The organism is Sphingomonas fuzhouensis (assembly GCF_034659795.1).
GTDB lineage: Bacteria > Pseudomonadota > Alphaproteobacteria > Sphingomonadales > Sphingomonadaceae > Sphingomonas > Sphingomonas fuzhouensis.
This window is the reverse complement of sequence record NZ_JAXSQY010000006.1, coordinates 16635-38213: the sequence shown is the minus strand read 5'-3', so window position 1 is coordinate 38213 and position 21579 is coordinate 16635. Positions and strand designations below refer to the sequence as shown.

The 21579-nt window shown below is 65.7% G+C and carries 19 protein-coding genes; 9 read left to right on the top strand and 10 right to left on the bottom strand.

Annotated features, from left to right (window positions below; genetic code table 11):
• Positions 1-9 precede the first annotated feature (9 nt).
• The 10 genes from U1H82_RS13280 to rhmD all read right to left on the bottom strand — a co-directional run bounded on the left by U1H82_RS13280 (position 10) and on the right by rhmD (position 10575).
• Positions 10-882, bottom strand: a complete 873-nt coding sequence (locus tag U1H82_RS13280; RefSeq protein WP_322965429.1) for a formylglycine-generating enzyme family protein — start codon at positions 880-882, stop codon at positions 10-12.
• On the bottom strand, positions 879-2645 hold the full coding sequence (locus U1H82_RS13275; protein WP_322965428.1) for an arylsulfatase: 1767 nt from the start codon (positions 2643-2645) through the stop codon (positions 879-881). Before U1H82_RS13275 ends, U1H82_RS13280 begins: the two co-directional genes overlap by 4 nt.
• Before the next feature lie 160 nt (positions 2646-2805).
• The gene (locus U1H82_RS13270; protein ID WP_322965427.1) at positions 2806-3225 is read right to left on the bottom strand and encodes a hypothetical protein; all 420 of its coding nucleotides are present in this window, start codon (positions 3223-3225) and stop codon (positions 2806-2808) included.
• Positions 3226-3272: 47 nt separating this feature from the next.
• Entirely contained in the window at positions 3273-5084 is a 1812-nt protein-coding gene (locus tag U1H82_RS13265) for a rhamnogalacturonan lyase (protein ID WP_322965426.1), read from the bottom strand.
• 137 nt (positions 5085-5221) lie between these two features.
• Entirely contained in the window at positions 5222-5977 is a 756-nt protein-coding gene (gene kduD, locus U1H82_RS13260; RefSeq protein ID WP_322965425.1) for a 2-dehydro-3-deoxy-D-gluconate 5-dehydrogenase KduD, read from the bottom strand.
• A 5-nt stretch (positions 5978-5982) separates the two neighbouring features.
• Entirely contained in the window at positions 5983-6825 is an 843-nt protein-coding gene (kduI, locus tag U1H82_RS13255) for a 5-dehydro-4-deoxy-D-glucuronate isomerase (RefSeq protein ID WP_322965424.1), read from the bottom strand.
• Positions 6826-6864: 39 nt separating this feature from the next.
• Complete coding sequence (locus U1H82_RS13250; protein ID WP_322965423.1) at positions 6865-7767, bottom strand: amidohydrolase family protein; 903 nt, start codon at positions 7765-7767, stop codon at positions 6865-6867.
• The gene (locus tag U1H82_RS13245) at positions 7767-8516 is read right to left on the bottom strand and encodes an SDR family NAD(P)-dependent oxidoreductase (RefSeq protein WP_322965422.1); all 750 of its coding nucleotides are present in this window, start codon (positions 8514-8516) and stop codon (positions 7767-7769) included. The genes U1H82_RS13250 and U1H82_RS13245 overlap by 1 nt, the downstream gene beginning before the upstream one ends.
• Entirely contained in the window at positions 8513-9376 is an 864-nt protein-coding gene (locus U1H82_RS13240) for a 2,4-didehydro-3-deoxy-L-rhamnonate hydrolase (protein WP_322965421.1), read from the bottom strand. The genes U1H82_RS13245 and U1H82_RS13240 overlap by 4 nt, the downstream gene beginning before the upstream one ends.
• An 11-nt stretch (positions 9377-9387) precedes the next feature.
• Positions 9388-10575 carry an L-rhamnonate dehydratase gene (rhmD, locus tag U1H82_RS13235; protein ID WP_322965420.1) on the bottom strand — a complete coding sequence of 396 codons (1188 nt, stop codon included), beginning with the start codon at positions 10573-10575 and terminating at the stop codon, positions 9388-9390.
• Positions 10576-10750: 175 nt separating this feature from the next.
• Here rhmD and lra1 point away from each other — a divergent pair, with 175 nt between their 5' ends.
• The 9 genes from lra1 (at position 10751) to U1H82_RS13190 (ending at position 21571) form a co-directional block, all read left to right on the top strand.
• Positions 10751-11515 carry an L-rhamnose 1-dehydrogenase Lra1 gene (gene lra1 / locus U1H82_RS13230; protein WP_322965639.1) on the top strand — a complete coding sequence of 255 codons (765 nt, stop codon included), beginning with the start codon at positions 10751-10753 and terminating at the stop codon, positions 11513-11515.
• Entirely contained in the window at positions 11512-12825 is a 1314-nt protein-coding gene (locus U1H82_RS13225) for an oligogalacturonate lyase family protein (protein ID WP_322965419.1), read from the top strand. Before lra1 ends, U1H82_RS13225 begins: the two co-directional genes overlap by 4 nt.
• A 2-nt stretch (positions 12826-12827) precedes the next feature.
• A complete protein-coding gene (locus U1H82_RS13220) occupies positions 12828-14303 on the top strand; it encodes a rhamnogalacturonidase (RefSeq protein WP_322965418.1) in 1476 nt (491 codons plus the stop codon).
• A gap of 112 nt (positions 14304-14415) precedes the next feature.
• Positions 14416-15219 (top strand): IclR family transcriptional regulator, encoded by an 804-nt coding sequence (locus tag U1H82_RS13215; RefSeq protein ID WP_322965417.1) that lies wholly within the window; start codon positions 14416-14418, stop codon positions 15217-15219.
• 107 nt (positions 15220-15326) lie between these two features.
• Positions 15327-16139: a rhamnogalacturonan acetylesterase gene (locus tag U1H82_RS13210; protein ID WP_322965416.1), complete on the top strand. Its 813-nt coding sequence runs from the start codon at positions 15327-15329 to the stop codon at positions 16137-16139.
• A complete protein-coding gene (locus U1H82_RS13205) occupies positions 16127-17344 on the top strand; it encodes a rhamnogalacturonan acetylesterase (protein WP_322965415.1) in 1218 nt (405 codons plus the stop codon). The genes U1H82_RS13210 and U1H82_RS13205 overlap by 13 nt, the downstream gene beginning before the upstream one ends.
• Positions 17344-18315 (top strand): alpha/beta hydrolase, encoded by a 972-nt coding sequence (locus tag U1H82_RS13200; protein WP_322965414.1) that lies wholly within the window; start codon positions 17344-17346, stop codon positions 18313-18315. Before U1H82_RS13205 ends, U1H82_RS13200 begins: the two co-directional genes overlap by 1 nt.
• Positions 18312-18629, top strand: a complete 318-nt coding sequence (rhaM, locus tag U1H82_RS13195; protein ID WP_322965413.1) for an L-rhamnose mutarotase — start codon at positions 18312-18314, stop codon at positions 18627-18629. Before U1H82_RS13200 ends, rhaM begins: the two co-directional genes overlap by 4 nt.
• Entirely contained in the window at positions 18626-21571 is a 2946-nt protein-coding gene (locus U1H82_RS13190) for a beta-galactosidase (protein WP_322965412.1), read from the top strand. Before rhaM ends, U1H82_RS13190 begins: the two co-directional genes overlap by 4 nt.
• The last annotated feature ends 8 nt before the right edge of the window (positions 21572-21579 follow it).

The window sequence follows — 21579 nt, the reverse complement described above, 5'->3', positions numbered from 1 at the left end:
CGCGCGTCTTCAAAGCGAAGGCCGCGTCGTTCGAGCCGCCAAGGGATAAGCAACACGGAACCCGATATGCGAGGTCGGCAGGTCATGCTCCTGCGCCTGATAGGCGGCGGGACGGAAATTGGCGCAATAGTTCATCGCGCACAAATAGCTCCCGCCCTTGACCAGGCCGACTTCCCCCTCGCCCGCCACCCATTCCCAGACATTGCCGACCATGTCGTACAGACCCAGATCATTGGCCTCGAAGCAGCCGACCGGTGCGATCCCGGCATAGCCGTCATCGGCGGTGTCGCGGATCGGGAAGACGCCTTCCCACACATTGGCGCGCGGCTTGCCATGGTCGAACGCCCAGTCGCTCGGGTCGCGGGTGGCGTTCTGGTTGCCGCGCGCCGCACGCTCCCATTGCTCGGTCGTAGGAAGCGCCCCGCCCGCCCATCGCGCATAGGCCGCCGCGTCGTCGCGATCGACATGGACCACCGGCTCGTCCGCTCGTCCGCTCAGATCGCTGCCGGGTCCCTTGGGGTGACGCCAATCGGCCCCCTTGATCCAGCGCCACCAGCGCGAAGCATCGTCGAGCGACACGGGCTCGATCGGCGAGACGAACACGGCCGAAGCGCCGTCGCGTTCGGCCCGCGTGCGATAGCCGGTCGCCGCGACGAAAGCGGCGAACTGGCGATTGGTCACCTCATGCGCGTCGATGCGGAAGCCCGCTACTCGCACCGGTCGCCCCGGCCTCTCGGCGCCATCCTCGCCCAGCAAAACGGTTCCGGCCGGGACCGTTACGATAGCATCCTGCGCGAGGCAGCCATGCCCCGGCGGTGCGCCGCTCGCGCCGAGTGTGGCGGTCGCGGCCACCGCCAGAAACAGTGCCGCCCGCCGCCTCACGGTCGCGCCGCCGGGGCCGGTGCGCCCTCGGCCCCGGCAGGCAGCGGCACCACCCCTTTCGCCTTCGCATAACGGTCATAGGCGGCGACCAATTCGGCCAGCCGTTTGGGTTTGGCCGCCGAAAGGTCTTTCGTCTCGCCCGGATCGGCGGCGACGTTGAACAACTGCCACCGCCCGGTGCTGATGCCGCCGCGCGTGTAGCGGTTGGTCGGTGCGGGGAGATAGACGACCTTCCAATCGCCCTTACGCAAGGCCCGCCGAAAAAACAGCTCATACCCCAGCGTCTCGTCCGCACTGCGGACACCGGCAGCACCCTGGCTCAACACGGCGCGCAGGCTATGCCCTTCAAAGGGCAGGATCGGGTGGCCCGCAAAAGTGCGCGGCTGGGCCAACCCGGCATAGTCGAGCAATGTCGGCGCGACATCGCGAACATCCAGATTGGCGTTCGCGATCCGCCCGCCGCCCTTGACCCCGCGCCCCGCTGCAAACGCGCTGACCCGGATGCCGCCCTCGGTCGTATAGCCTTTGACCAGCCAGGACGGGACGGAATTGGCCTGCGCCCAGCCTGGGCCATAGCCGACATAGCTGGTACTCTTGCCGATATTGGACAGGCTGTTGTCGATGCCCAGCGCCCCCGCCGGGGGCAGAGCGGCATCGGGCGAGCTGACCTTGAAACGCGGGCTCGGCGCGTGGATGTCATTGCCCTCAGGACCATTGTCGGCGAAGAACAGGATGATCGTGTTATCATATCGCCCTTCCGCCTTCAGTGCGGCGATGACGCGGCCGACATTCTGGTCCATCCGGTCGACCATCGCGGCATAGACCTCCATCTTGCGCGCCTCCACCGCACGCTCCTCCGGGGTCAACGCGGCCCAGGGACGGGCCAATTCGAGGCTATGCGGAGCCGCGTCGGCGGGGACGAGCCCCAACGCCTTTTGTCGTGCCAGCCGCTCGGCCCGCAACGCCTCATAACCCGCGTCATAGCGGCCCTTATATTTGGCGATCGTCTCGGCCGGAGCCTGGAGCGGCCAATGCGGCGTGGTAAAGGGCAGATAGGCAAAGAAGGGACGCCGATCCCCCGACTTGGCCGCAGCATCGAGATAACCGATCAGCCGATCGGCGAAATAATCGGCGGAATAAGCGCCTTTGGGCAGGACGGCGGGCTTGCCGTCGTCGCGGTAGCTGGGGGCGAGACCCGCCCTGGCCCAAATGTTATTCTGATCCTCACCGAAATGGTTGGACAGTCCCTGAAGGAGCGCGAAGCTATGCTCGAACCCGCGCGCAGCAGGCTCGCGATCGGGGGTCAGGCCGAGATGCCATTTGCCCGCCATCAGCGTCGCATAGCCGCCTGCGCGCAGCAGTTCGGCGATCGAGGCGACCCGGTCGTTGAGATAACCCTCATAGCCCGGCTGTCCCCGCGTGGCGGGCCCCAGCAGTTCGGCCATGGTGCCCAACCCCGCCTCGTGATTGTCGACCCCACTCATCAGCATCGATCGCGTCGGCGAACAGGTGGGCGCGGTGTGAAAGCCGGTGAAGCGCACGCCAGAAAGCGCCAGCGCATCCAGATTGGGCGTCGCGATCTCCCCCCCGAACGCCCCCAGATCGGACCAGCCCAGATCGTCGGCGACGATGACCAGGAAGTTGGGTGCGTCCTTCGGTGCCTGTTGCGGTTCATCCGCAACCGCGACCGGCTGGGCCGCCAAGGCCGGAGTCGCCACGATCAGGGCCAAGGCAGCCGCCGCCATGAATCTTACGCCGATCATATCTGCTCCCTTTATGCCGACCACCTGCACGGCCGAACACCCGGCATAAAGGTTGCCCCCGTCACGACAATGATATTTTTCCCACCGTTCCGATAGGAATTATTTCATCCGGCAATTGTCCGGCCTCGTTGCGCAACGCCTCCAACAAACCCATGGCATGTCAAAGGCGACAGAAGCGCATGCCGGTGCCGAGATAGAGACACGGGGAATGGCTGGCCGTCTGAAGCCAATCGCCGTCAATTCCCCGCGCAAAATGGATATGTCCGTCCTTCAAAACGCCGTCATAGCGCTCCTCCCCCAACGCAATGTCGTACCGCGCATGGTCGTGCATGTTGACGACAAGCAACTGGCCATCGTCCGCACGCCAGCGGCCGATGAATGCGTCAGGTGCGGCCGGCATGGCATCGGGGAGCACCGGTGGCGCCGGTGGTTCCAGTCGCTTTTCCTTCGAAGCCGTCGCGACGACGACGGGCGCCGCGGTCGATCGTGACGACGGCACCGTCACCACCGCACCATCCTCGGCTTTAGGATGCTCCCCCCTGCCAAGGCTCCACCATGTTGCGACCGCGACCAGCACCATGGCCGACGCCAAGCTTGCCCGAAAACGCCACGTGAGCGACTTGGCCGTCACCGGTCCGTCAGGTCCGCGCCGTCCCCCAGGAAATAGCTCGTGTGCGGGGGCTGGTTATACGCCGTATTCTGCCATGCCACACCAAGCCGATAGACCGGGTCGTGCATCAGTGTCTTCAACCGATAGCTGGTCGAATAGGGCGTAGCATAGATGCGGAGCGCCGTGTTGTCCGTCGTCGGCAGGATCAGTTCCTCGCGCCAGTCGCCCAGGATATCGGCGCTGAGCGACGGGGTGGCCTTGGTTCCGTTCACGCTGGTCGCACCCGATGGCGTCAGTAGTCGCGTCGTGGTGGCGTTGCTCCAGTTCCACTTGTCGATATTGCCGCGATCGAGCAGTTCGCGCAGCAAGTCGCCATCCCACCAGATGCCGAAATTGGCCGAGGGCGGCTTGGTGCCGATCACGCTACCGGTCGCGCTATAAAGATTGCCGTTGTTCGACGCCCAGGCTTCTGCCCCAGCCAAGCGGGGATCGATGTCCATCGCGACACCCCGGCCCGTGTCCGAACTGGCGCTGGTCGTCCAGATTCGCGCGCCTGTCCGCGCGTCCAGCATCGCCGAGCCGATACCGCCGTTCGATCCCACCGCTTCCTGCACGCCGAACTTTTCCAGACCCGGGCGTGAGGGGATCAGGTCCGACACATGCATGGCATCGCCATGGCCCAGGCCGCTGGTCCATAGCGCGGTGCCATTGTCATCCAGAGCCATCGCGCCATAGATGATCTCGTCACGCCCGTCCTGGTCCACATCGGCGATCGCCAGATTGTGATTGCCCTGGCCACGATACTGGCTGCCCGCGACATCACTGTCGAAGAACCAGCGCTGCGTCAGTTGCCCATTGCGCCAGTCGACCGCCCATAGGGTCGTACGGGTATAATAGCCCCGCGCGAACACCGCCGAGGGGCGGCGGCCATCAAGATAGGCGACCGCACCCAGAAACCGATCAACCCGGTTGCCATAGCCATCGCCCCATATGGCATTGAGCTGCGCCGAGGTCGGCGACTGGGTAGTCGGGTGGCGCGGCGGATTATAGTCGATGGTCGCCATCGCCGCCCCCGTCTGACCATTGAAAATGGTGAGATATTCGGGGCCTGAGAGAATATAGCCATTGGTATTGCGGTAATCGGCGGAGGCGTTCCCGATCACCGTACCGCGACCGTCGCGGACGCCGTCGGCGGTCTTCATCATGACCTCCGCCCGGCCATCACCGTCAAAGTCATAGACCATGAACTGCGTATAATGGGCGCCCGCGCGGATGTTGCGGCCCAGATTGATCCGCCACAGGCGCGTCCCATCGAGCTTATAGGCGTCGAGGATCACCGGGCCGGTATAGCCGCTCTGCGAATTGTCCTTGGCGTTGGTCGGCTCCCATTTCATCACGATCTCATATCGGCCGTCGCCGTCGAGGTCGCCGACACTCGCGTCATTAGCGGTATAGCTATAGTCCGATTGGCCGACCGTGCCGCCAGCGGGCTGCTGGATCGGCACCGAAAGATAGCCCGCGCTCCACACAGCCGCGGCCGGTGTTGCCGCACCGATCGTGCCGTTGGTCACGGGCCGGATCGTGTAGCTCGAACCGGACGAGCCACCGGCATCGACAAAGTTGGTCCGGTCGGTGATCGGCGTACCGTTGAGTTGGGTGCCGCCGCGATAGACGTTGAAGCCGATATTGGCCGGGTCTGCGGCGGTCATGCGCCAACTGACGAGATTGCCGCCGCCGGTCGCGGGCACCACGACGAGGCCACGATCCAGCGCCTCCATCTGACGCTGCCCCGAAGCGGGTGGCGCGAGCGCCACCGTTACCATTCCCATGAAGGCAAACGCCGCCCTTCGCGCCAGGCTCTTCCGCCGGTTGCGCATAGACCTCTCCCGATATTCGACACCCTGACGAGTCGATATATGGGATGATGATCCACATTCAGGGATATCGCAACATGGTTTTGGGGAACTCAGCGCGCTAGCCAGCCTCCATCGACCGCCAGGATATGCCCCTGGACATAGGCCGCGGCATCCGACGCCAGGAAGACCGCCGCCCCGCCCAGATCGGCCGGATTGCCCCACCGCCCCGCCGGAATGCGATCGAGGATCGCCGTGTTGCGCGCCGTATCGGCCTGCAGCGCGGCGGTGTTGTTGGTGGCGATATAGCCCGGCGCGATCGCATTGACCGTCACGCCATGCTCCGCCCATTCATTGGCCAGCAGCTTGGTGAGACCACCGATGCCCGACTTTGACGCGGTATAGCTCGGCACGCGGATGCCGCCCTGGAACGTCAGCATCGAGGCGATGTTGATGATCCGCCCGCGGCCTTGTGCGATCATGTGCCGCCCGGCGGCCTGACACAGGAAGAAGACCGACTTCAGATTGGTATCCACCACCGCGTCCCAGTCCGCCTCGGTGAAGTCCACCGCATCCGCGCGACGGATGATCCCCGCATTGTTGACCAGGATATCGAGGCGGCCAAGCCGGTCGAGCGTTTCCGCGACGATGCGGTCCACCGGCTCGATCGACGACAGATCCGCAGAGATGATCTCCGCCCGGCGGCCGAGGCCCCGGATCGTCTCAACCGTCTCTTGCGCAGCTGTGCGCCCGACACAGGCGACATCGGCCCCCGCCGCCGCCAGCGCGACCGCGATCGCCTGTCCGATGCCGGTATTGGCGCCGGTGACGACCGCGACCCGGCCCGAAAGATCGAAGGGGTTGGCCATCGCGCTCACGCCAGCTGACAGATGTCGAGTACGTTCATGTCGGTATAGTCCTGGTTCTCGCCCGCCATCGCCCAGATAAAGGCATAGGCCTTGGTCCCAGCACCCATATGGATCGACCAGGGCGGCGAGATCACCGCTTCTTCGTTCTGCACCACCAGATGCCGGGTCGCCTCGCCCTCGCCCATGAAGTGCATGACGCGGTCACTCTCGAGATTGTCGAGTTCGAAATAGAAATAGATTTCGCTGCGACGCTCATGGATGTGCGGGGGCATCGTGTTCCAGACGCTGCCCGGCTTCAAGACGGTCAGCCCCATGACCAGCTGCGCGCTGTCGCATACGCCCGGAATGACGAGTTGATAGATGGTGCGCTCGTTCGATTCCTCCAGGCTACCACGCTCCAGCGCATTGGCGTCGGCGATGCCCAGCTTGCGGGTCTGGAACGCCTTATGCGCCGGGCACGAGGCGAGGTAAAAGCGCGCGCCCTGCCCGTCGAACAGAACTTCCCGAGCGCCCATCGTCACATAGAGGCAATCCTTGTTCCCCAGCGTGAAGACCTCGCCGTCCACCGTCACCCGACCCTCGACGGTGCCGACATTGACGATCGCCAGTTCGCGGCGTTCGAGGAAGGGATGCCCCGCCGCCGACTTCGGCTCGGTCTGATCCGGCAGCTTGACGGGGGCGTCCCCGACCGCAACGCCGCCGATCACGAAACGCTCGGCATGGGTGTAGTTCAACACGCATTCGCCGGTGCGGAACAGACCAGGGATCAGATAGCGGTCGCGCAGCTCGTCATTGGAGACGCATTCCATCATGTCCGGATGGGTGGCGTAATAGGTGCGGTCGTACATGCGATACTCTCCCAAATCCTGTGTTTTCAGCGGGTGCGGTCAGCAGCCCAGCCCTAATCGATAGATGCGGTCGGCATTGCGACCAAACAGCGCGCGGCGCTCCTCTTCGCTGAAATCGGCGACGGCGGCATGACACGCCTCCATCTGCACGTCGATGCCGCCGAACAGCCGGTCGGTCGGCAGGTCGCTGGCGAACATCGCGCGGTCGGTGCCGAAAAGGTCGATGACGGTGCGCACCGTGTCGCGCACGAAAGCAGCGGTCCAGTCGCGCCGGGCGAAACCGAAGCCCGACAGCTTGACCGAGACGTGGCGGTGTGCGGCCAGCGCGGCCAGTCCTTGATGCCATTCGGTCGCCCCGTCGGGATCGCTCAGCACCGCCATGCCCGCGTGATTGACGATGACCGGAACGTCCGGATGGCGTGCGATCAATTCGGCCAGTGCGGGCATCTGCCTCGGATAGCATTGCAGGTCGAAGGACAGGCCATGCTTCGCCAGCCGGGCGAAACCGTTCTGCCACGCCGCGTCCCGTGTCACGTCGCGCGGGGTGTAGCTGCGCTGCGGATCGCCATGCCAGCTTACGATATGCCGGATGCCCCGCACGCGGGGATGCCGGGCATGGGCGGCCAGCGTCGCATCGATATCGGGATCGTCGAGGGCCGCAAACGCAACGATGGCGGTCGGCATCCCATCCACCTCGGCCCATCCCTCCAGCCACTCGGTCTCGGCCAGCGCGTCGTCCGGGTGTGCACCCGCATCGACATGCACCGCACCGATAACATTCCACCGCGCCATCTCCGCCCGGTAATCGGCGGGCAGATAGGTGTGCGCGATCGCCTGGACCGAGCCGTTCGGCCCGTCATCGGCAAAGGGCGGGGTCAGCCACGGATAGCGCAGCCGCTCCAAGTCCCACAGATGGATATGCGCGTCGACAAACGGGATCATCAGTAGGTCGTCCGCCCCCCGGACGTATCGAAGGTCGATGCCGTGGTGAAGCTGCACTCCTCCGACGCCATGAAGCAGACCATCGCCGCCGTCTCGCGCACCTCGCCCAGCCGTCCCATCGGGATCTTGCTGCGCATGTAATCGACCTGGCTTTGCGGCAGTTGCGCGAGGATCGGACTTTCGAAGGTCGCGGGCGTGATCGCATTGGCGATGACCCCCTTGCCCGCCAGTTCCTTGCCCAGCGACTTGGTGAAGCCGATCACCCCCGCCTTGGTCGCCGAATAGGCGCTCGCATTGGGGTTCCCCTCCTTGCCCGCGACCGAGGCGACGTTGACGATCCGACCGTAACCGTTCGCCAGCAAGTGGGGGACGACCGAGCGGCAGCAATAGAAGACGCCGTTCAGATTGATCTCCACGACCCGCTGCCAGCTGTCGACCGGATAGTCCTGCACGCTCGCCGTAGCGCCGGTGATCCCGGCCGAGCAGATCAGAATGTCGACCTTGCCCAGCGCGGCGACACTGGCCGCGGTCGCGCGCTCAACCGCATCGAGATCGGAAATGTCGAAGGCTTGGTGATGGACAGCGTCAATCGCCTCGGCCGCCATTTCGAGCTTGTCACCATCCACGTCCCAGAGCGCGACCGCCCCCCCCTCTGCGACGATGCGCTGCGCGACCTCGCAGCCCAGCCCCGAGGCCGCCCCGGTCACGATCGCGGACCGCCCCGCAAAGCGCCCCCCAAAGACGGTCACCGGGGTAGTTCCAGCGCGAAGGGAATGCAGGTCTGGCGCTGCGCACCCAGCTTGGCGATGCCCAGATGCATGGTGTCGCCCGCCTTCAGAAAGATCTTGTCGGGCTTCTGCCCCTCACCCACGCCGGGCGGCGTCCCGGTGATGAGCAGGTCGCCAGGATGCAGGGTGATGAAGCGGCTGACATAGGCGATGCACTCGGCAACCGTGAAGATCATCGTCCGGGTGTTGCCGGTCTGCATCCGCCGCCCATTGACATCAAGGAACATGTCCAGTTCCTGGCAGTCGCCCACCTCGTCCGGCGTTACGAGCCAGGGGCCGACCGGACCGAAAGTGTCGCAGCCCTTGCCCTTGTCCCACTGGCTGCCCAGTTCCTTCTGGAAAGCGCGCTCAGACACATCGTTGGCGAGCACATAGCCCGCGACATGATCCAGCGCGTCGGCCTGCTCGACATAGCGACAGGTCCTGCCGATCACGACGCCCAGCTCGACCTCCCAGTCGGTCTTCTCCGCGTCCTTGGGGATCATCACCGGATCATTGGGGCCGGTCAGGCACGAAATCGCCTTGGTGAAGAAGATCGGCTCGGGCGGCACCGGCAGCCCGGACTCCGCCGCATGATCGGCATAGTTGAGGCCGATCGCGATAAACTTGCCGATGCCCGCGACAGGCACGCCGTAACGCGGCTCGCCCTCTACCAGCGGGAGGGTTTCGGAATCGATGCTCCGCAGGCGATCGAGCGCCTCGGGCGTGACGGTGGCAGGCGTGACGTCGTCGATCACGCCGGACAGGTCGCGAATGCGCCCCTGGGCATCGACCAGACCGGGCTTTTCTGCGCCCTTTTGTCCATAACGGCAGAGTTTCATTCCGAAATTCCTCAGTGGGTATAGGGGCGGTGAAGCGGCACGTCGGCGTTCAGTTCGACCCCGAAACCGGGCTTGTCGAGCGCGCTGGCGCGGATGCGGCCATTCTGCGGCACCGGCTCGCCCAGCAGCTGCGGCGCGAACATCGGCACGACCTCGGTCGGGCCGGGGTGCATCATCAGGAACTCGGCGAAGGGCGAGTTGTGCCGGGTGATGACGAAGTGATAGCTGTAGACCGACGATCCGTGCGGGATCATCATCACGCCGCGGCTGTCGGCATAATTGGCGATCTTGATGAGTTCGGTGACGCCACCACACCAGCCGACATCCGGCTGGATGATGTCGCAGCAGCCCATGTCGATCAGCATGCGGAAGCCCCAGCGGGTCGCCTCATGCTCGCCGGTCGTGACCAGCAGGCCAGGCGGCGCCTTCTTGCGCAGTTCGGCATAGGCCCAGTAATCGTCGGGGCTGAGCGCTTCCTCGATCCACTTCAACCCGCATTCGTTCCAGGCGCGGTGCGCGAGCCGGGTGGCGTAGTCGAGGTCGAGCGCCATCCAGCAATCGTACATCAGCCAGAAATCGTCGCCGCACTTGGCGCGCATGTCGGCGAGCAGCGCGATGTTCTTCTCCATCCCCTCCAGCCCCTCGGCCGGACCGTGATGGAGCGGCAGCTTGCCGCCGATGAAGCCGAGTTCCTTGGCGACATCGGGTCGCGCGCCGGTGGCGTAGAATTGCAGCTCGTCGCGCACCGCGCCGCCGAGCATGTGATAGACCGGCTCACCCCGCAGCTTGCCGAGCAGATCCCACAGCGCCAGGTCGACGCCGGAAATGGCGTTCACCACCAGCCCCTTGCGGCCATAATATTGGGTCGAGAAATACATCTGGTCCCAGATCTTCTCGACCTCGACCGGCGAGCGCCCTTCGAGGAAGCGGGCAAGGTGCTTCTCGACGATATAGGCGGCGGGCTCACCCCCGGTCGTCACTGCGAAGCCGATCGTACCGTCCTCCGCCTCGATCTCGACGACCAGCGTGCCCAGCACGTTGATGCCGAAGCTCTGCCGCGATTGGCGATATTCGGGATAGCGCGCCATCGGCGTGGCGATGTGATCGTCGATCCAGTGGCCTGCGCCCTGGTCGTGATAATCCGCGCCCGCGCCACGCGCGACGAAGGCGCGGACATGCTTGATTCGCGACAGACTCATCGCCCGCCCTCGCTGGTCCGCGTCCCCTGGCAACCGCCCCGCATCCGTTCCTCCCGACTTTACTTTCTCACTTTATGGAATAGGATGCTAATTGTTGAGACTCTGAAGGTCAATCGGTTGTTTTGCAAAAACCGGTCGGCCAAGTGAGCAGAGAGACAGGATGAGGAGCAAGGCCGTGAAGCTGCTGGAAGGAAAAACCGTCGTGGTCACCGGTGCGTCGACGGGTATCGGCCGGGCGATCGCGATCGGCGCGGCCGAGCATGGCGCGGATGTCGCGATCAACTATGCCCGCGATTCGGACGGCGCGGCGCAGTGCATCGCGGGGATCGAGGCGCATGGTCGCCGCGCGGTCGCCATCCAGGGCGACGTCGCCGACCCTGCCACCGCGACCGACTTCATCGCGCGCGCGGTCGAAGCGTTCGGCAAGGTCGATGTGATGGTGTCCAATGCGGGCATCTGCCCCTTCCACAGTTTCCTCGACATGCCGGTCGAGACGTTCGAGCGGACGATGCGGGTGAACCTGCATGGCGGCTATTATATGTGCCAGGCGGCGGCGCGGCAGATGGTCGAACAGGGCCATGGCGGGTCGATCATCGCCGTCTCCTCCATCTCGGCGCTCGTCGGCGGCGAGTATCAGACGCATTATACCCCGACCAAGGCGGGACTGCATTCGCTGATGCAGTCGGCCGCCATCGCGCTCGGTCGCCATAATATCCGCTGCAACTCGCTGCTGCCCGGCACCATCCTGACCGAGATCAACAAGGACGACTTGGCCGACGAGGCCAAGCGCAAGTATATGGAGGGCCGCGTGCCACTGGGACGGTTGGGCGTGCCGGAGGATATGGCGGGCCCTGCCGTCTTCCTCGCCTCCGACATGGCACGCTATGTCACCGGTGCGGCGCTGCTGGTCGATGGCGGCGCGTATGTGAACCTGCAATGATGTGGCACGCTGCCGTGCTGCTGCTGGCCCTTCCGTCCCTCGCCATGGCGGCGGATCGGGTGCCACCGCGCGAGTGGATCGATCCCGATACCGGCCACCGTGTCGTTCGCCTGTCGGACGAGCCGGGCAGCGCCAGCCTCTATTTCAACTATAACGGCTATACGCCGCAGGGCGACAAGCTGCTGATCTCGACGCCCAGGGGGATCGCGTCGGTCGACCTGAAAACGCGGGCCCTGAAGTCGATCGTGCCGATCACAGGGCCGTTCCGCCTGCTGTTCACCGGCCACCGGACCCGAACCGTCTATTACCAGACGCAAGCCGCGGACGGACAAGGGGCCAAGACCATCTGGGCCGCCAATATCGACAGCGGCAAGACCCGCAAGGTGGCGACCATCGATCATGGCGACATCCAGACGATCAATGCCGACGAGACGCTGCTGGGGGGCGTGGAAACCGATCCCCATGCCGCGTCGGATACATTGGCGCTCTTTGCAAAGAAGGACTCGCGTTACGACCAGGCCGATTACCGCGCGACCGGATCGGACGGCAAACCGCTGACTCATGCCGAGGCTAAGGAAGTGCGGATGAACGAGCGGCTGGACGCGCGCATCCCGATGGCGATGTTCGTCATCGATACCCGCACAGGGCAGAAGCGCATCGTCCACCGCGCGACCGACTGGCTGAACCATCTGCAATTCTCGCCGACCGATCCCGGCCTGCTGATGTTCTGTCATGAAGGGCCATGGCACAAGGTCGATCGGCTCTGGCTGATGCGCGTCGACCGGCCCGACGGCAGCCCACGCAAAATCCACACCCGGACCATGAACATGGAGATTGCCGGGCATGAATGGTTCAGCCACGACGGGCGGACCGTCTGGTATGATCTGCAAACCCCGCGCGGCGAGGATTTCTGGGTTGCGGGCTATGACGTCGCGACGGGCAAGCGGACCCGATACCATCTGAACCGCAACGAATGGTCGGTGCATTTCAACAGTTCGCCCGATGGCAAACTGTTCTCCGGCGATGGCGGTGACCGGGAGATGGTCGCCCATGCGCCCGACGGCAAATGGCTCTATCTCTTCCGCCCGCGCGCCATTCCCGATGTCGCGGGCATCCGCGCGCCCGATGCCGATACGCTGATTCGACCCGGCGTGTTCGAGGCGGAAAAGCTCGTCAACATGGCCGCCCAGGATTACCGGCTGGAGCCGAACGCCAACTTCACGCCGGACCGCAAATGGTTGGTCTTCCGCTCCAACATGCAGGGCGGGCAGCAGGTCTATGCGGTCGAGATCGCGAAGGCCCGGCCCTGACCATGCGCTTCGCCGCGCCGGTCCATGCTCGGCAATGGCTCGACGTTACGCAAGTCGGCGCGCGCGGCGATGGGCGAACGCTGGACCACGACGCGATCAACCGCGCCATCGCCCAGGTCGCGTATAGTGGCGGGGGCACCGTGGCCCTGCCTGCCGGGCGCTATCTGTGCTTCTCGATCCGGCTGGCGAGCGGCGTCGCGCTGTGGCTGGCCGGCGGGGCGGTGATCGAGGCTGCCGATCCGGGGCGCCATGGCGACCGCTATGACGATCCCGAACCGCGCGGGGAGCAACTCTATCAGGATTTCGGGCACAGCCATTGGCATAACAGCCTGATCTGGGGCGATGGGCTGCACGACATCGCCATTGCCGGGCCGGGCCGGATCGAAGGACGCGGCCTGACCCGCAACGGCCCCGGTTCGCGCTGGCGCTCGCAACGCGGCGAACGTCCGTTATCGATGCGGGACATGAGCACCGCCGCCATTGCCGCGCTGGAACCCGAGTTCGACGCGATGCGCGGGCAAGGCAACAAGGCGATCGGTCTGCGGGACTGCCACGGCGTTACGATCGAGGGCCTGACCATCGATCGCGGCGGGCATATCGCGGTTCTGCTTACCGGCTGCACGCGCGTCTCACTCGATCGGCTGACCATCGATGCCGAGCGCGACGGGATCGACCTGGACGGCGTGCGTCATGCGACCGTTACGCACTGCCGGGTCAACACGCCCAATGACGATGCCATCGTCATCAAGAGCAGTCTTGCCATGGGGCACCCCATGCCCGTCAAGGATATCGTTATCCGCGACTGTGCCGTCTCGGGCTATGATCGCGGCACGATGCTCGACGGCCGGTTCGGCACCGCCCAGTTGCTGGCACCTGATCGGGATGGCCCCACCGGGCGGATCAAGATTGGGACGGAGAGCAATGGTGGCTTTCGCGACATCCTGATCGAGGATTGCCGCTTCGACCATAGCCGGGGCCTGGCGCTGGAAACGGTGGATGGCGGCGTGATGGAGAATGTCACGGCGCGGCGCCTGACCATGCATGATGTGACCAGCGCGCCGGTCTTCCTGCGTCTCGGAAACCGCGGACGGGGCCCCGAGGGCACAGGCATCGGTTCGATGCGTGGCATCACGCTGGCCGACGTCGTGGCGTCAGACATCGACTATCGCTATCCCGCGATCATCGCAGGGTCGAAGGACCGGCCTGTTCGTGACGTCACGATTGCCCGAATGTCCCTTCATTATCGCGGCGGCGGAACGGCCGGTGATGGCGAGCAACGGCCGGGGGAGCTCCCCGATGCCTATCCCGAACCGAGTATGTTCGGCACGCTGCCCGCCTGGGGACTCTGGGCACGACATGTCGAAGGATTGGAGGTCGAGCAGCTGTCGCTGTCGCATGACGGCAAGGAGGGCCGTCGTCCGATCCTGCTCGACCAGGTGAGGCAGACGGTTGTGCGACATACACCATTATGGCCATAATCCCGGTGGTGCCTCGCTCTTTGCCCTCGACAGCGAGATCGCACACGGGCAAATACTCCCAATATATGGTACGCGCTGACAGAATTTGTGGCGCAACAGGAGATTTGTTCCGATGGCCGCATCTGCCAAGCCGCCCAAGTCCGAGACCAGCGAAACCAAGGGCCCGACCGGCAGCCAGACGCTGCTTCGCGGTCTCGATCTGATCGACGAGGTTGCCTATGGTCCGATCGCCTTGACCGAGCTCGCCGAGCGGCTGGGCCTGACGCGTAGCACCACACACCGGCTGGCGAGCGCCCTGATCGACCGGTGCTTCCTGACCTTCACGCCGCGCCAGGGCTATCGCCTCGGACCCAAGCTGCTGGAATTGGGCTTCCTGGCACAGCAACAGGCCGACGTGGTCCAGATTGGTCGTGACCATATCGAAGCGCTGGCCGCCGCGTCCGAGGATACGGTCCATCTGGGCGTGCGCGACGGCGACAAGGCCCTCTATCTCGACAAGATTCCCGGCCGCCGCCGGGTCGATATCTCCAGCCGGGTGGGGGACCGTCAGCCGATGACGTCGACCGGGCTGGGCAAGGCGCTGATGCTGGACGATGACGCGCGGGTCTGGAGCCAGCGTTTCGAGGAGGAACGTGGCGGCGATCCCAACGCCCCCGATTATGCCCTCTGGGTGGAGCGGATGCGCGGCTATGTCGGCCTGGGCTGCGCCTATGACCTGGAGGAGAATGAGGATCAGATACGCTGTGTCGCGGCACCCATCCGCGATGCCAGTGGCCGAATCGTCGCGGCGATCAGCGTGTCGAGCGCGGCGCAATATATGTCGGACGATCGCATGACCGCGCTGACCGGCGACGTGCTGGGCACCGCCCACGCCATCAGCCGCGATCTCGGCTGGAGAGAATCCGAGCGCCGATAAACGCATCCCAAATGACAAACTGCTCTTGCACAATATGGAACATGCGCGCATAGTCTGAGAAAGCGGGGCACCAATAGGCCTGCATCATAAGACAAGGGAGCGGGTGCATGGCGAAGCGTCATCGGGCAGCTGTCGGACTGTTGGTGGCCTGTGTACCGCTGCTGGTCGGCTCGGCGCCCGGCAACCTGCCCCCCGCCCGCGTCTTCATCGCCAGCGATTCGACCGCGCAGGATTACAAGCCGGACAAATATCCGCTGTCGGGCTGGGGCTCGATGATCCGCTGCGCATTCGGGTCCGAGGTCACGGTTATCAATCGCGCGATTGGCGGGCGCAGCACCAAGAGCTTCATGGCGGAGGGGCGGCTCGACGCCATCGCTCGTGACCTGAAGCCGGGTGACACGCTGCTCATCCAGTTCGGCCACAACGATGCCAATCAGGCCAAGTCCGAACGCTATACTCCGATCCCGGACTATGAAGCCAATCTCAAGCGCTTCATCGCGGTCGCCCGCGCAGCCAAGGCCAAGCCGGTGCTGCTGACCCCGGTGACCCGGCGCGCCTTCAAGGACGGGCATGTCGTGCCCAGCTTCCCGACCTATTCCGACGCTGCCAAGCGCGTGGCGGAGCAGCAGCACGTGCCGCTGATCGACCTGGCGACCCTGTCGGAGCATTGGATCGACGGTATCGGCCTGGATGGCTCGCGCGGCTATTATCTTCATTATGCCAAGGGTGAGGGGCTGCCCGGCTATACCGAGGCTGTCGATGACGACACGCATTTCAGCGAACTGGGCGCGCGGCGGATCGCCGATCTGATCGCGGGCGGCTTGGCCCGAACCCATCTCCCGATCGCCCGTTATGTTCTGAAGGACCGCCCCGCGCTGAGCCGTACGACGCCCGCAGGCGGGCCATCATGCGCTGGGTGATCGCGGTGGCGGCGCTGTCGATGACGATGGCCGCCCAGGCCCAGGCCCAGGCCCAAACCCAGCCCGCGACACGCGACTTCGACCTGACGCAGCTGGCGGGACATGGCTTTGACGGGGATCATGGGTTCGAAGGCGGTCCGAACCTGTTTTCGGTCGCGGTGCCTCCGAGCAATTACGCCGTCACGGTGACGCTGGGCGACCCCGCTCGCGCCACCGTGACCACGATCAAGGCCGAAAGCCGTCGGCTGATGCTCGACGCGGTGCGCACCCGACCGGGTGAGATCGTGATGCGGCGTTTCATCGTGAATGTGCGCACGCCCGCCCTCACTCCCCCGCCCGCCAACGCGCCGGGGGGAAGTGCGGTGCGGCTGAAACCCCGCGAGGTCGGCTCGCGAGACTGGGACGACCGGCTGACGCTCGAAATCCTTGGCCCCGCCCCTGCCCTGCGCCACGTCACGGTTTCCCCCGTCGAGGTGCCGACGTTGTTCCTTCTGGGCGACTCCACGGTAACCGACCAGCCCGCCGAACCGGCGGCCAGCTGGGGCCAAATGCTGCCCGTCTTCCTGTCCCCGACCGTCGCGGTCGCCAATCATGCGGAATCTGGCGAGACGCTGAAATCCTTCCTGACCGAGCTGCGGCTGGACAAGGTGCTTGCCAGCGCAAAGCCCGGCGATATCGCGATGATCCAGTTCGGTCATAACGACCAGAAGGCGCAGTGGCCGCAAACCTATGTCGAGGCGGCGACGACCTTTCGCGCTTACCTGCGCACCTATATCGCCGAGCTGCGGCGGCGCGGGGTGACGCCGATCCTGGTCACCTCGCCCGAGCGGCGGCAATGGACGGCCGACGGGCATATCCGGCCGACGCTGGGCGACTATCCCGCCGCCGTCCGCGCGGTCGGGGCTGAAGAGCATGTGCCGGTCATCGACCTGAACGCCGACTCGATCCGCTTCTACGAGGCGCTGGGGCAGGCTCGCGCGCCGCTGGCCTTTAACGATGGCGGACGCGACGCGACGCATCATGACAATTACGGCGCCTGGGTGCTGGCCCGCGACATCGCCGAGCGGATGCGGACGGTGCCGTCACTCGCACGCTTCGTACGCAGCGACCTGCCCCCCTTCGATCCGGCCCGGCCGCCCGCGCCGGAGCGTTTCCGATTGGCGGCGAGCACGATGCACAGCACCGAACGACCGGCGGGGAACTGATGATGACGCTCGACCGACGCACCCTGATCGCCGCTGGCCTGTCGCTCGCCGCGACGCCGCGCCTTGCCATGGCCGCCCCTGCAGCCAGCCGTTTTCCGATCTGGCCCGCCACGCCGCCGGGTATGCCGAGCCCGCCGGTGACGGACGCTTTCGTGCTGCGCTCGCCCGACGGACCGGCCGACAATATCGCCTGGCCGCATGTCGCGACGCCGATGCTCACCGTCTGCCCGGCCGCCAAGCCGACCGGGGCGGCGATACTGCTGATCCCCGGCGGCGGCTATGCACGGGTCGCGGTGGGGCGAGAGCCGTCCCCGGTCGCGCGCTGGTTCGCAAGCCTGGGTGTCACCGCCTTCGATCTGCTCTACCGATTGCCACATGACGGATGGGCGGCAGGCCCCGACGCGCCGTTGCAGGATGCCCAGCGCGCGCTACGTGTGATCCGGGCACGGGCTGCGGAATGGGGTATCGACCCGACCAACGTCGCGGCGATGGGCTTTTCGGCCGGGGGGCATCTGGCAGCGCGGCTCGCCGCCCGCTCGGCGCTTAAGACCTATGAGCCGGTGGACGCGGCGGACCGCCAGCCCATAACGCTCAAGACGGTCGGCCTGCTCTTCCCGGTTATCACCATGACGCAGAGCTTCGCGCACGGCCAGTCGAAGCGCGAACTGCTCGGCCGCAATGCCGATGCCGCACGCGCTGCCCGCTATTCGGCCGAACTGAACCTGCCCGCCGACATGCCGCCGACCTTCCTCGGCCATGCCGCCGACGACCCGGTGGTGCCCGTCGCCAACAGCATCGCGATGTTCCAGGCGGTCCACGCTCTGCCGCGTCCGGCCGAATTGCACATCGTCGAAAGCGGCGGTCACGGCCCCCGCCTGATCGAGGCGGACGGCCGCCCCCATCCCTGGCTCGCCCGCTTCGCAACCTTTGCCCATCGCCACGGCCTGAACATCCCCGGAGACGACGCATGACCCAGCCCATCGCCTTTCGCATGATGCTGAAGCCCGGCATGGCAGCGGAATATCGCCGCCGCCACGACGCCATCTGGCCCGAGTTGGCAGAGGCACTGCGCGAGGCTGGCATCTACGATTATTCGATCTTCCTCGACGAAGAAACGAATGCATTGTTCGCCGTCCTGCGTCTCCACCCCGACGACAAGCGTGAAGACCTGCCCGGCAAGCCGGTCATGCAGCGCTGGTGGGATTACATGGCCGACCTGATGGAGGTGCAGCCCGGCAATCGTCCGGTCGAGGCGCCGCTGACGCCGATGTTCCACTTCGCATGAGCCTTGCCGCCGCCCTGTTGCTGGCGAATGCGGCGACGGTGCAGGTCGCGCCGCCGCCGCAACGCGTCACCTTCGACCGCTACTCGCTGCGCATCGACGGCAAGCCGACTTTGATCTGGTCGAGCGAGTTCCACCCGTTCCGCCTGCCCTCGCCCGATCTGTGGCGCGACATCCTGCAGAAGATGAAGGCGAGCGGCTTCAACACCGTCGCCATCTATATCGACTGGGGCTTCCACAGCCCGAAAAAGGGCGTGTACGATTTCAGCGGCATCCGCGACATCGACCGGCTGCTGACCATGGCGCAGGAGGAAGGGCTTTACGTCATCACCCGCGCCGGGCCCTATGTGAATGCGGAGCTGTCGCGCGGCGGCTTTCCAGGGTGGCTGGTCAATCAACCGGGCAAGGCGCGCACCGACGATCCCGAATATCTCGCCGCAGCGGACGAATGGCTCGACCGGATCAACCCGATCATCGCGCGCCATCAACTGGGGCGCGGCGGCAGCGTCATCCTCCACCAGATCGAGAACGAACTGGCACTGACCACGCCTGCCCAGAGCCGCTACATGCAGCATCTGTACGACAAGGCCCGCGCCGACGGCATCACCGTGCCGATGTTCCACAACGATCAGGGCCGCAACGGGTACTGGGTGCCGAAGAGTTCGAACGTCCCGCTGACCGTACCGGGGCCGCAGCAACTCTACGCGTTCGACGGCTATCCCGGCGGCGTCTGCGGCGTGGACAACAAGCCGACCAAGGGCGCCCCCGCCCCCGATTGGGGCCTGTACGGGCCGGGCGGGGCGAAAGGCGGCGCCAGCGCCTCTCCGCATACGCCCGGCTTCATCGCGGAGTTCGGCGGCGGCTGGTTCGACTATTGGGGGTCGAACGGCATGTATCCGTGCAACGCGATCCAGCGCGGCAGCGGATATCAGCGCGTCTTCTACGGCACCAACATCGCCAACGGCATCGCCATCCAGAGCATCTATATGGGCTATGGCGGCACCAGCTGGGGCTGGTTGCCCGCGCCCGTCGTCTACACCTCCTATGATTATGGCTCGGCGATCGACGAGGCACGTAATTTGCGGCCCAAGGCGCTGGAGCTGAAGCAGATCGGCCAGTTCCTCGCCGCCGTGCCCGACCTCGCCCGCCTGGAGAAAGCCCCGCCCGTCGCCATCACCGGCAGCGACGCGGTGCAGGTCTATCACGACCGCAATCCCGATACCGATGCGCGCCTGCTGTTCGTCGCACCCAAACCGTCCAACGCGACCGGCGACGCACGCTTCACCATCGCCGCCGACCTGCCCGACGGGCGCTACAGCTTCGCCAGCGAACTGCACGGTCGCGATGCCAAGCTGCTGGTCGCGGGAGTGAACCTCGAACGCCAGCGGCTGGTTTATTCCACGTCCGAACTCCAGACGACGATCCGTCACGGCGCGGAGGACATCGCGCTGTTCTACGGCCGCGAAAGCGAGCCGGGCGAAACGGTGCTTCGCTATACGAGCGCACCCAAGGTGACGGTGATCGATGGCCAGGTCGCGAGCGCGTTCGATGCAGCCAAAGGCGACCTGCGTCTGACCTACACGCATCAGGGCCTCGCCCGCGTACGGATCGAGGGCGGTGGGCGTGCGCCGCTGCTGCTCCTGATCGGCGACGTGGCGGCGGGGCAAAGCTTCTTCCGGCAGGACGGCCTGCTGGAGCGCGGCCCCGCGCTCGTTCGTCACGCGACGGTACGCGGCGCCACGCTCGACCTGACCGGCGATACCGAAACCGCAGCGCCGCTCGAAGTCTGGGGCCCAGTGCGCGCGATCCGCTGGAACGGACAGGCGATCCCGGTCATCCGTTCGGCCAGCGACAGCCTGATCGCCAAGCGCGCCCTACCCGCGCCGCAAGCCCTGACCCTGCCGGACCTGAATGCCGCGACATGGCGCTATGCCGAGGGATCGCCCGAGGCCTGGCCCGACTTCGACGATTCCGCCTGGGCCGTCGCAGGCTCGGCGCGCAACGTCGCCACCATCCGCCCGCCGACCGGCCAGCCCAATCTCGGCGCGGATGCTTATGGCTTCCACGACGGCGACGTCTGGTATCGCGGCCGCTTCTCCGGCTCTGCGGAAGCGCAGACGGTGACCGTCCACTATGGCGCGGGCGGCGCCGGGATGCTACAACTCTTCCTCGACGGAAAGCTGGTCGGCCAGCATGAGCTGGCGGGCGGCCTGCCGCGTCCGATCACCACCGGCGTCGCCGAGTTCGCGCTGCCGCCGGAGGCACGGTCGGGCAATCACGTCCTCGCCGCGATGGTGCGGGTGAATGGGCACAATTGGGACCTCGACGTCGACGATGCGCATAAGGAGCCACGCGGACTGATCTCCGTCTCGCTGGCGCGGCCCGGCGGCGACAGCTTTGCCGTGCCGATCGCGTGGAAGATCCAGGGACGCGCGGGCGGCGAAGACCTGAAGGACATGGCACGCGGCCCGAGCAACAATGGCGGCCTGTATGGCGAGCGCATGGGTTGGACCCTGCCGGGCTTCGCCGACAGCGGGTGGCAAGCTGTAAAGCTGGCGAACGCGAAGCCCTATACCGGCTCCAGCTGGTATCGCACCACCTTCGACCTATCCGTACCCAAGGGCGAAGACGCGACGATCGGCCTCCAGATCGGCGATGCGAAAACCCCGCGCTCGCCCGGCCGTTACCGCGTGCTGATCTTCGTCAACGGCTGGAACATGGGCCAGTTCGTCGCCAATGTCGGGCCGCAGCGCGTGTTTCCGATTCCCGAGGGCATCCTGCACCATCGCGGCCGCAACACGCTGGCGCTGGCCGTCACCAGCGACGGCGCGCCGGGCAACGCCATCGAGCCGGTCCGGCTCGTCCCCCTCCATCATGCGCGCGGCGGCGTCGCGGTTACCGACGTGGCCGCCCCCGCCTATCGCGACCTCTATCCCACCCCTTGATCCTTCGG

What these genes read in the sequence shown, in the direction of transcription:
- kduI (WP_322965424.1), bottom strand. Translation starts at nt 6,825, where the DNA reads ATGTACGACCGCACCTATTACGCCACCCATCCGGACATGATGGAATGC.
- U1H82_RS13240 (WP_322965421.1), bottom strand. Translation starts at nt 9,376, where the DNA reads ATGAAACTCTGCCGTTATGGACAAAAGGGCGCAGAAAAGCCCGGTCTG.
- U1H82_RS13190 (WP_322965412.1), top strand. Translation starts at nt 18,626, where the DNA reads ATGAGCCTTGCCGCCGCCCTGTTGCTGGCGAATGCGGCGACGGTGCAG.
- U1H82_RS13215 (WP_322965417.1), top strand. Translation starts at nt 14,416, where the DNA reads ATGGCCGCATCTGCCAAGCCGCCCAAGTCCGAGACCAGCGAAACCAAG.
- U1H82_RS13270 (WP_322965427.1), bottom strand. Translation starts at nt 3,225, where the DNA reads ATGGTGCTGGTCGCGGTCGCAACATGGTGGAGCCTTGGCAGGGGGGAG.
- U1H82_RS13210 (WP_322965416.1), top strand. Translation starts at nt 15,327, where the DNA reads ATGGCGAAGCGTCATCGGGCAGCTGTCGGACTGTTGGTGGCCTGTGTA.
- rhmD (WP_322965420.1), bottom strand. Translation starts at nt 10,575, where the DNA reads ATGAGTCTGTCGCGAATCAAGCATGTCCGCGCCTTCGTCGCGCGTGGC.
- U1H82_RS13200 (WP_322965414.1), top strand. Translation starts at nt 17,344, where the DNA reads ATGATGACGCTCGACCGACGCACCCTGATCGCCGCTGGCCTGTCGCTC.
- rhaM (WP_322965413.1), top strand. Translation starts at nt 18,312, where the DNA reads ATGACCCAGCCCATCGCCTTTCGCATGATGCTGAAGCCCGGCATGGCA.
- U1H82_RS13250 (WP_322965423.1), bottom strand. Translation starts at nt 7,767, where the DNA reads ATGATCCCGTTTGTCGACGCGCATATCCATCTGTGGGACTTGGAGCGG.
- U1H82_RS13275 (WP_322965428.1), bottom strand. Translation starts at nt 2,645, where the DNA reads ATGATCGGCGTAAGATTCATGGCGGCGGCTGCCTTGGCCCTGATCGTG.
- U1H82_RS13225 (WP_322965419.1), top strand. Translation starts at nt 11,512, where the DNA reads ATGATGTGGCACGCTGCCGTGCTGCTGCTGGCCCTTCCGTCCCTCGCC.
- U1H82_RS13265 (WP_322965426.1), bottom strand. Translation starts at nt 5,084, where the DNA reads ATGGGAATGGTAACGGTGGCGCTCGCGCCACCCGCTTCGGGGCAGCGT.
- kduD (WP_322965425.1), bottom strand. Translation starts at nt 5,977, where the DNA reads ATGGCCAACCCCTTCGATCTTTCGGGCCGGGTCGCGGTCGTCACCGGC.
- U1H82_RS13220 (WP_322965418.1), top strand. Translation starts at nt 12,828, where the DNA reads ATGCGCTTCGCCGCGCCGGTCCATGCTCGGCAATGGCTCGACGTTACG.
- U1H82_RS13205 (WP_322965415.1), top strand. Translation starts at nt 16,127, where the DNA reads ATGCGCTGGGTGATCGCGGTGGCGGCGCTGTCGATGACGATGGCCGCC.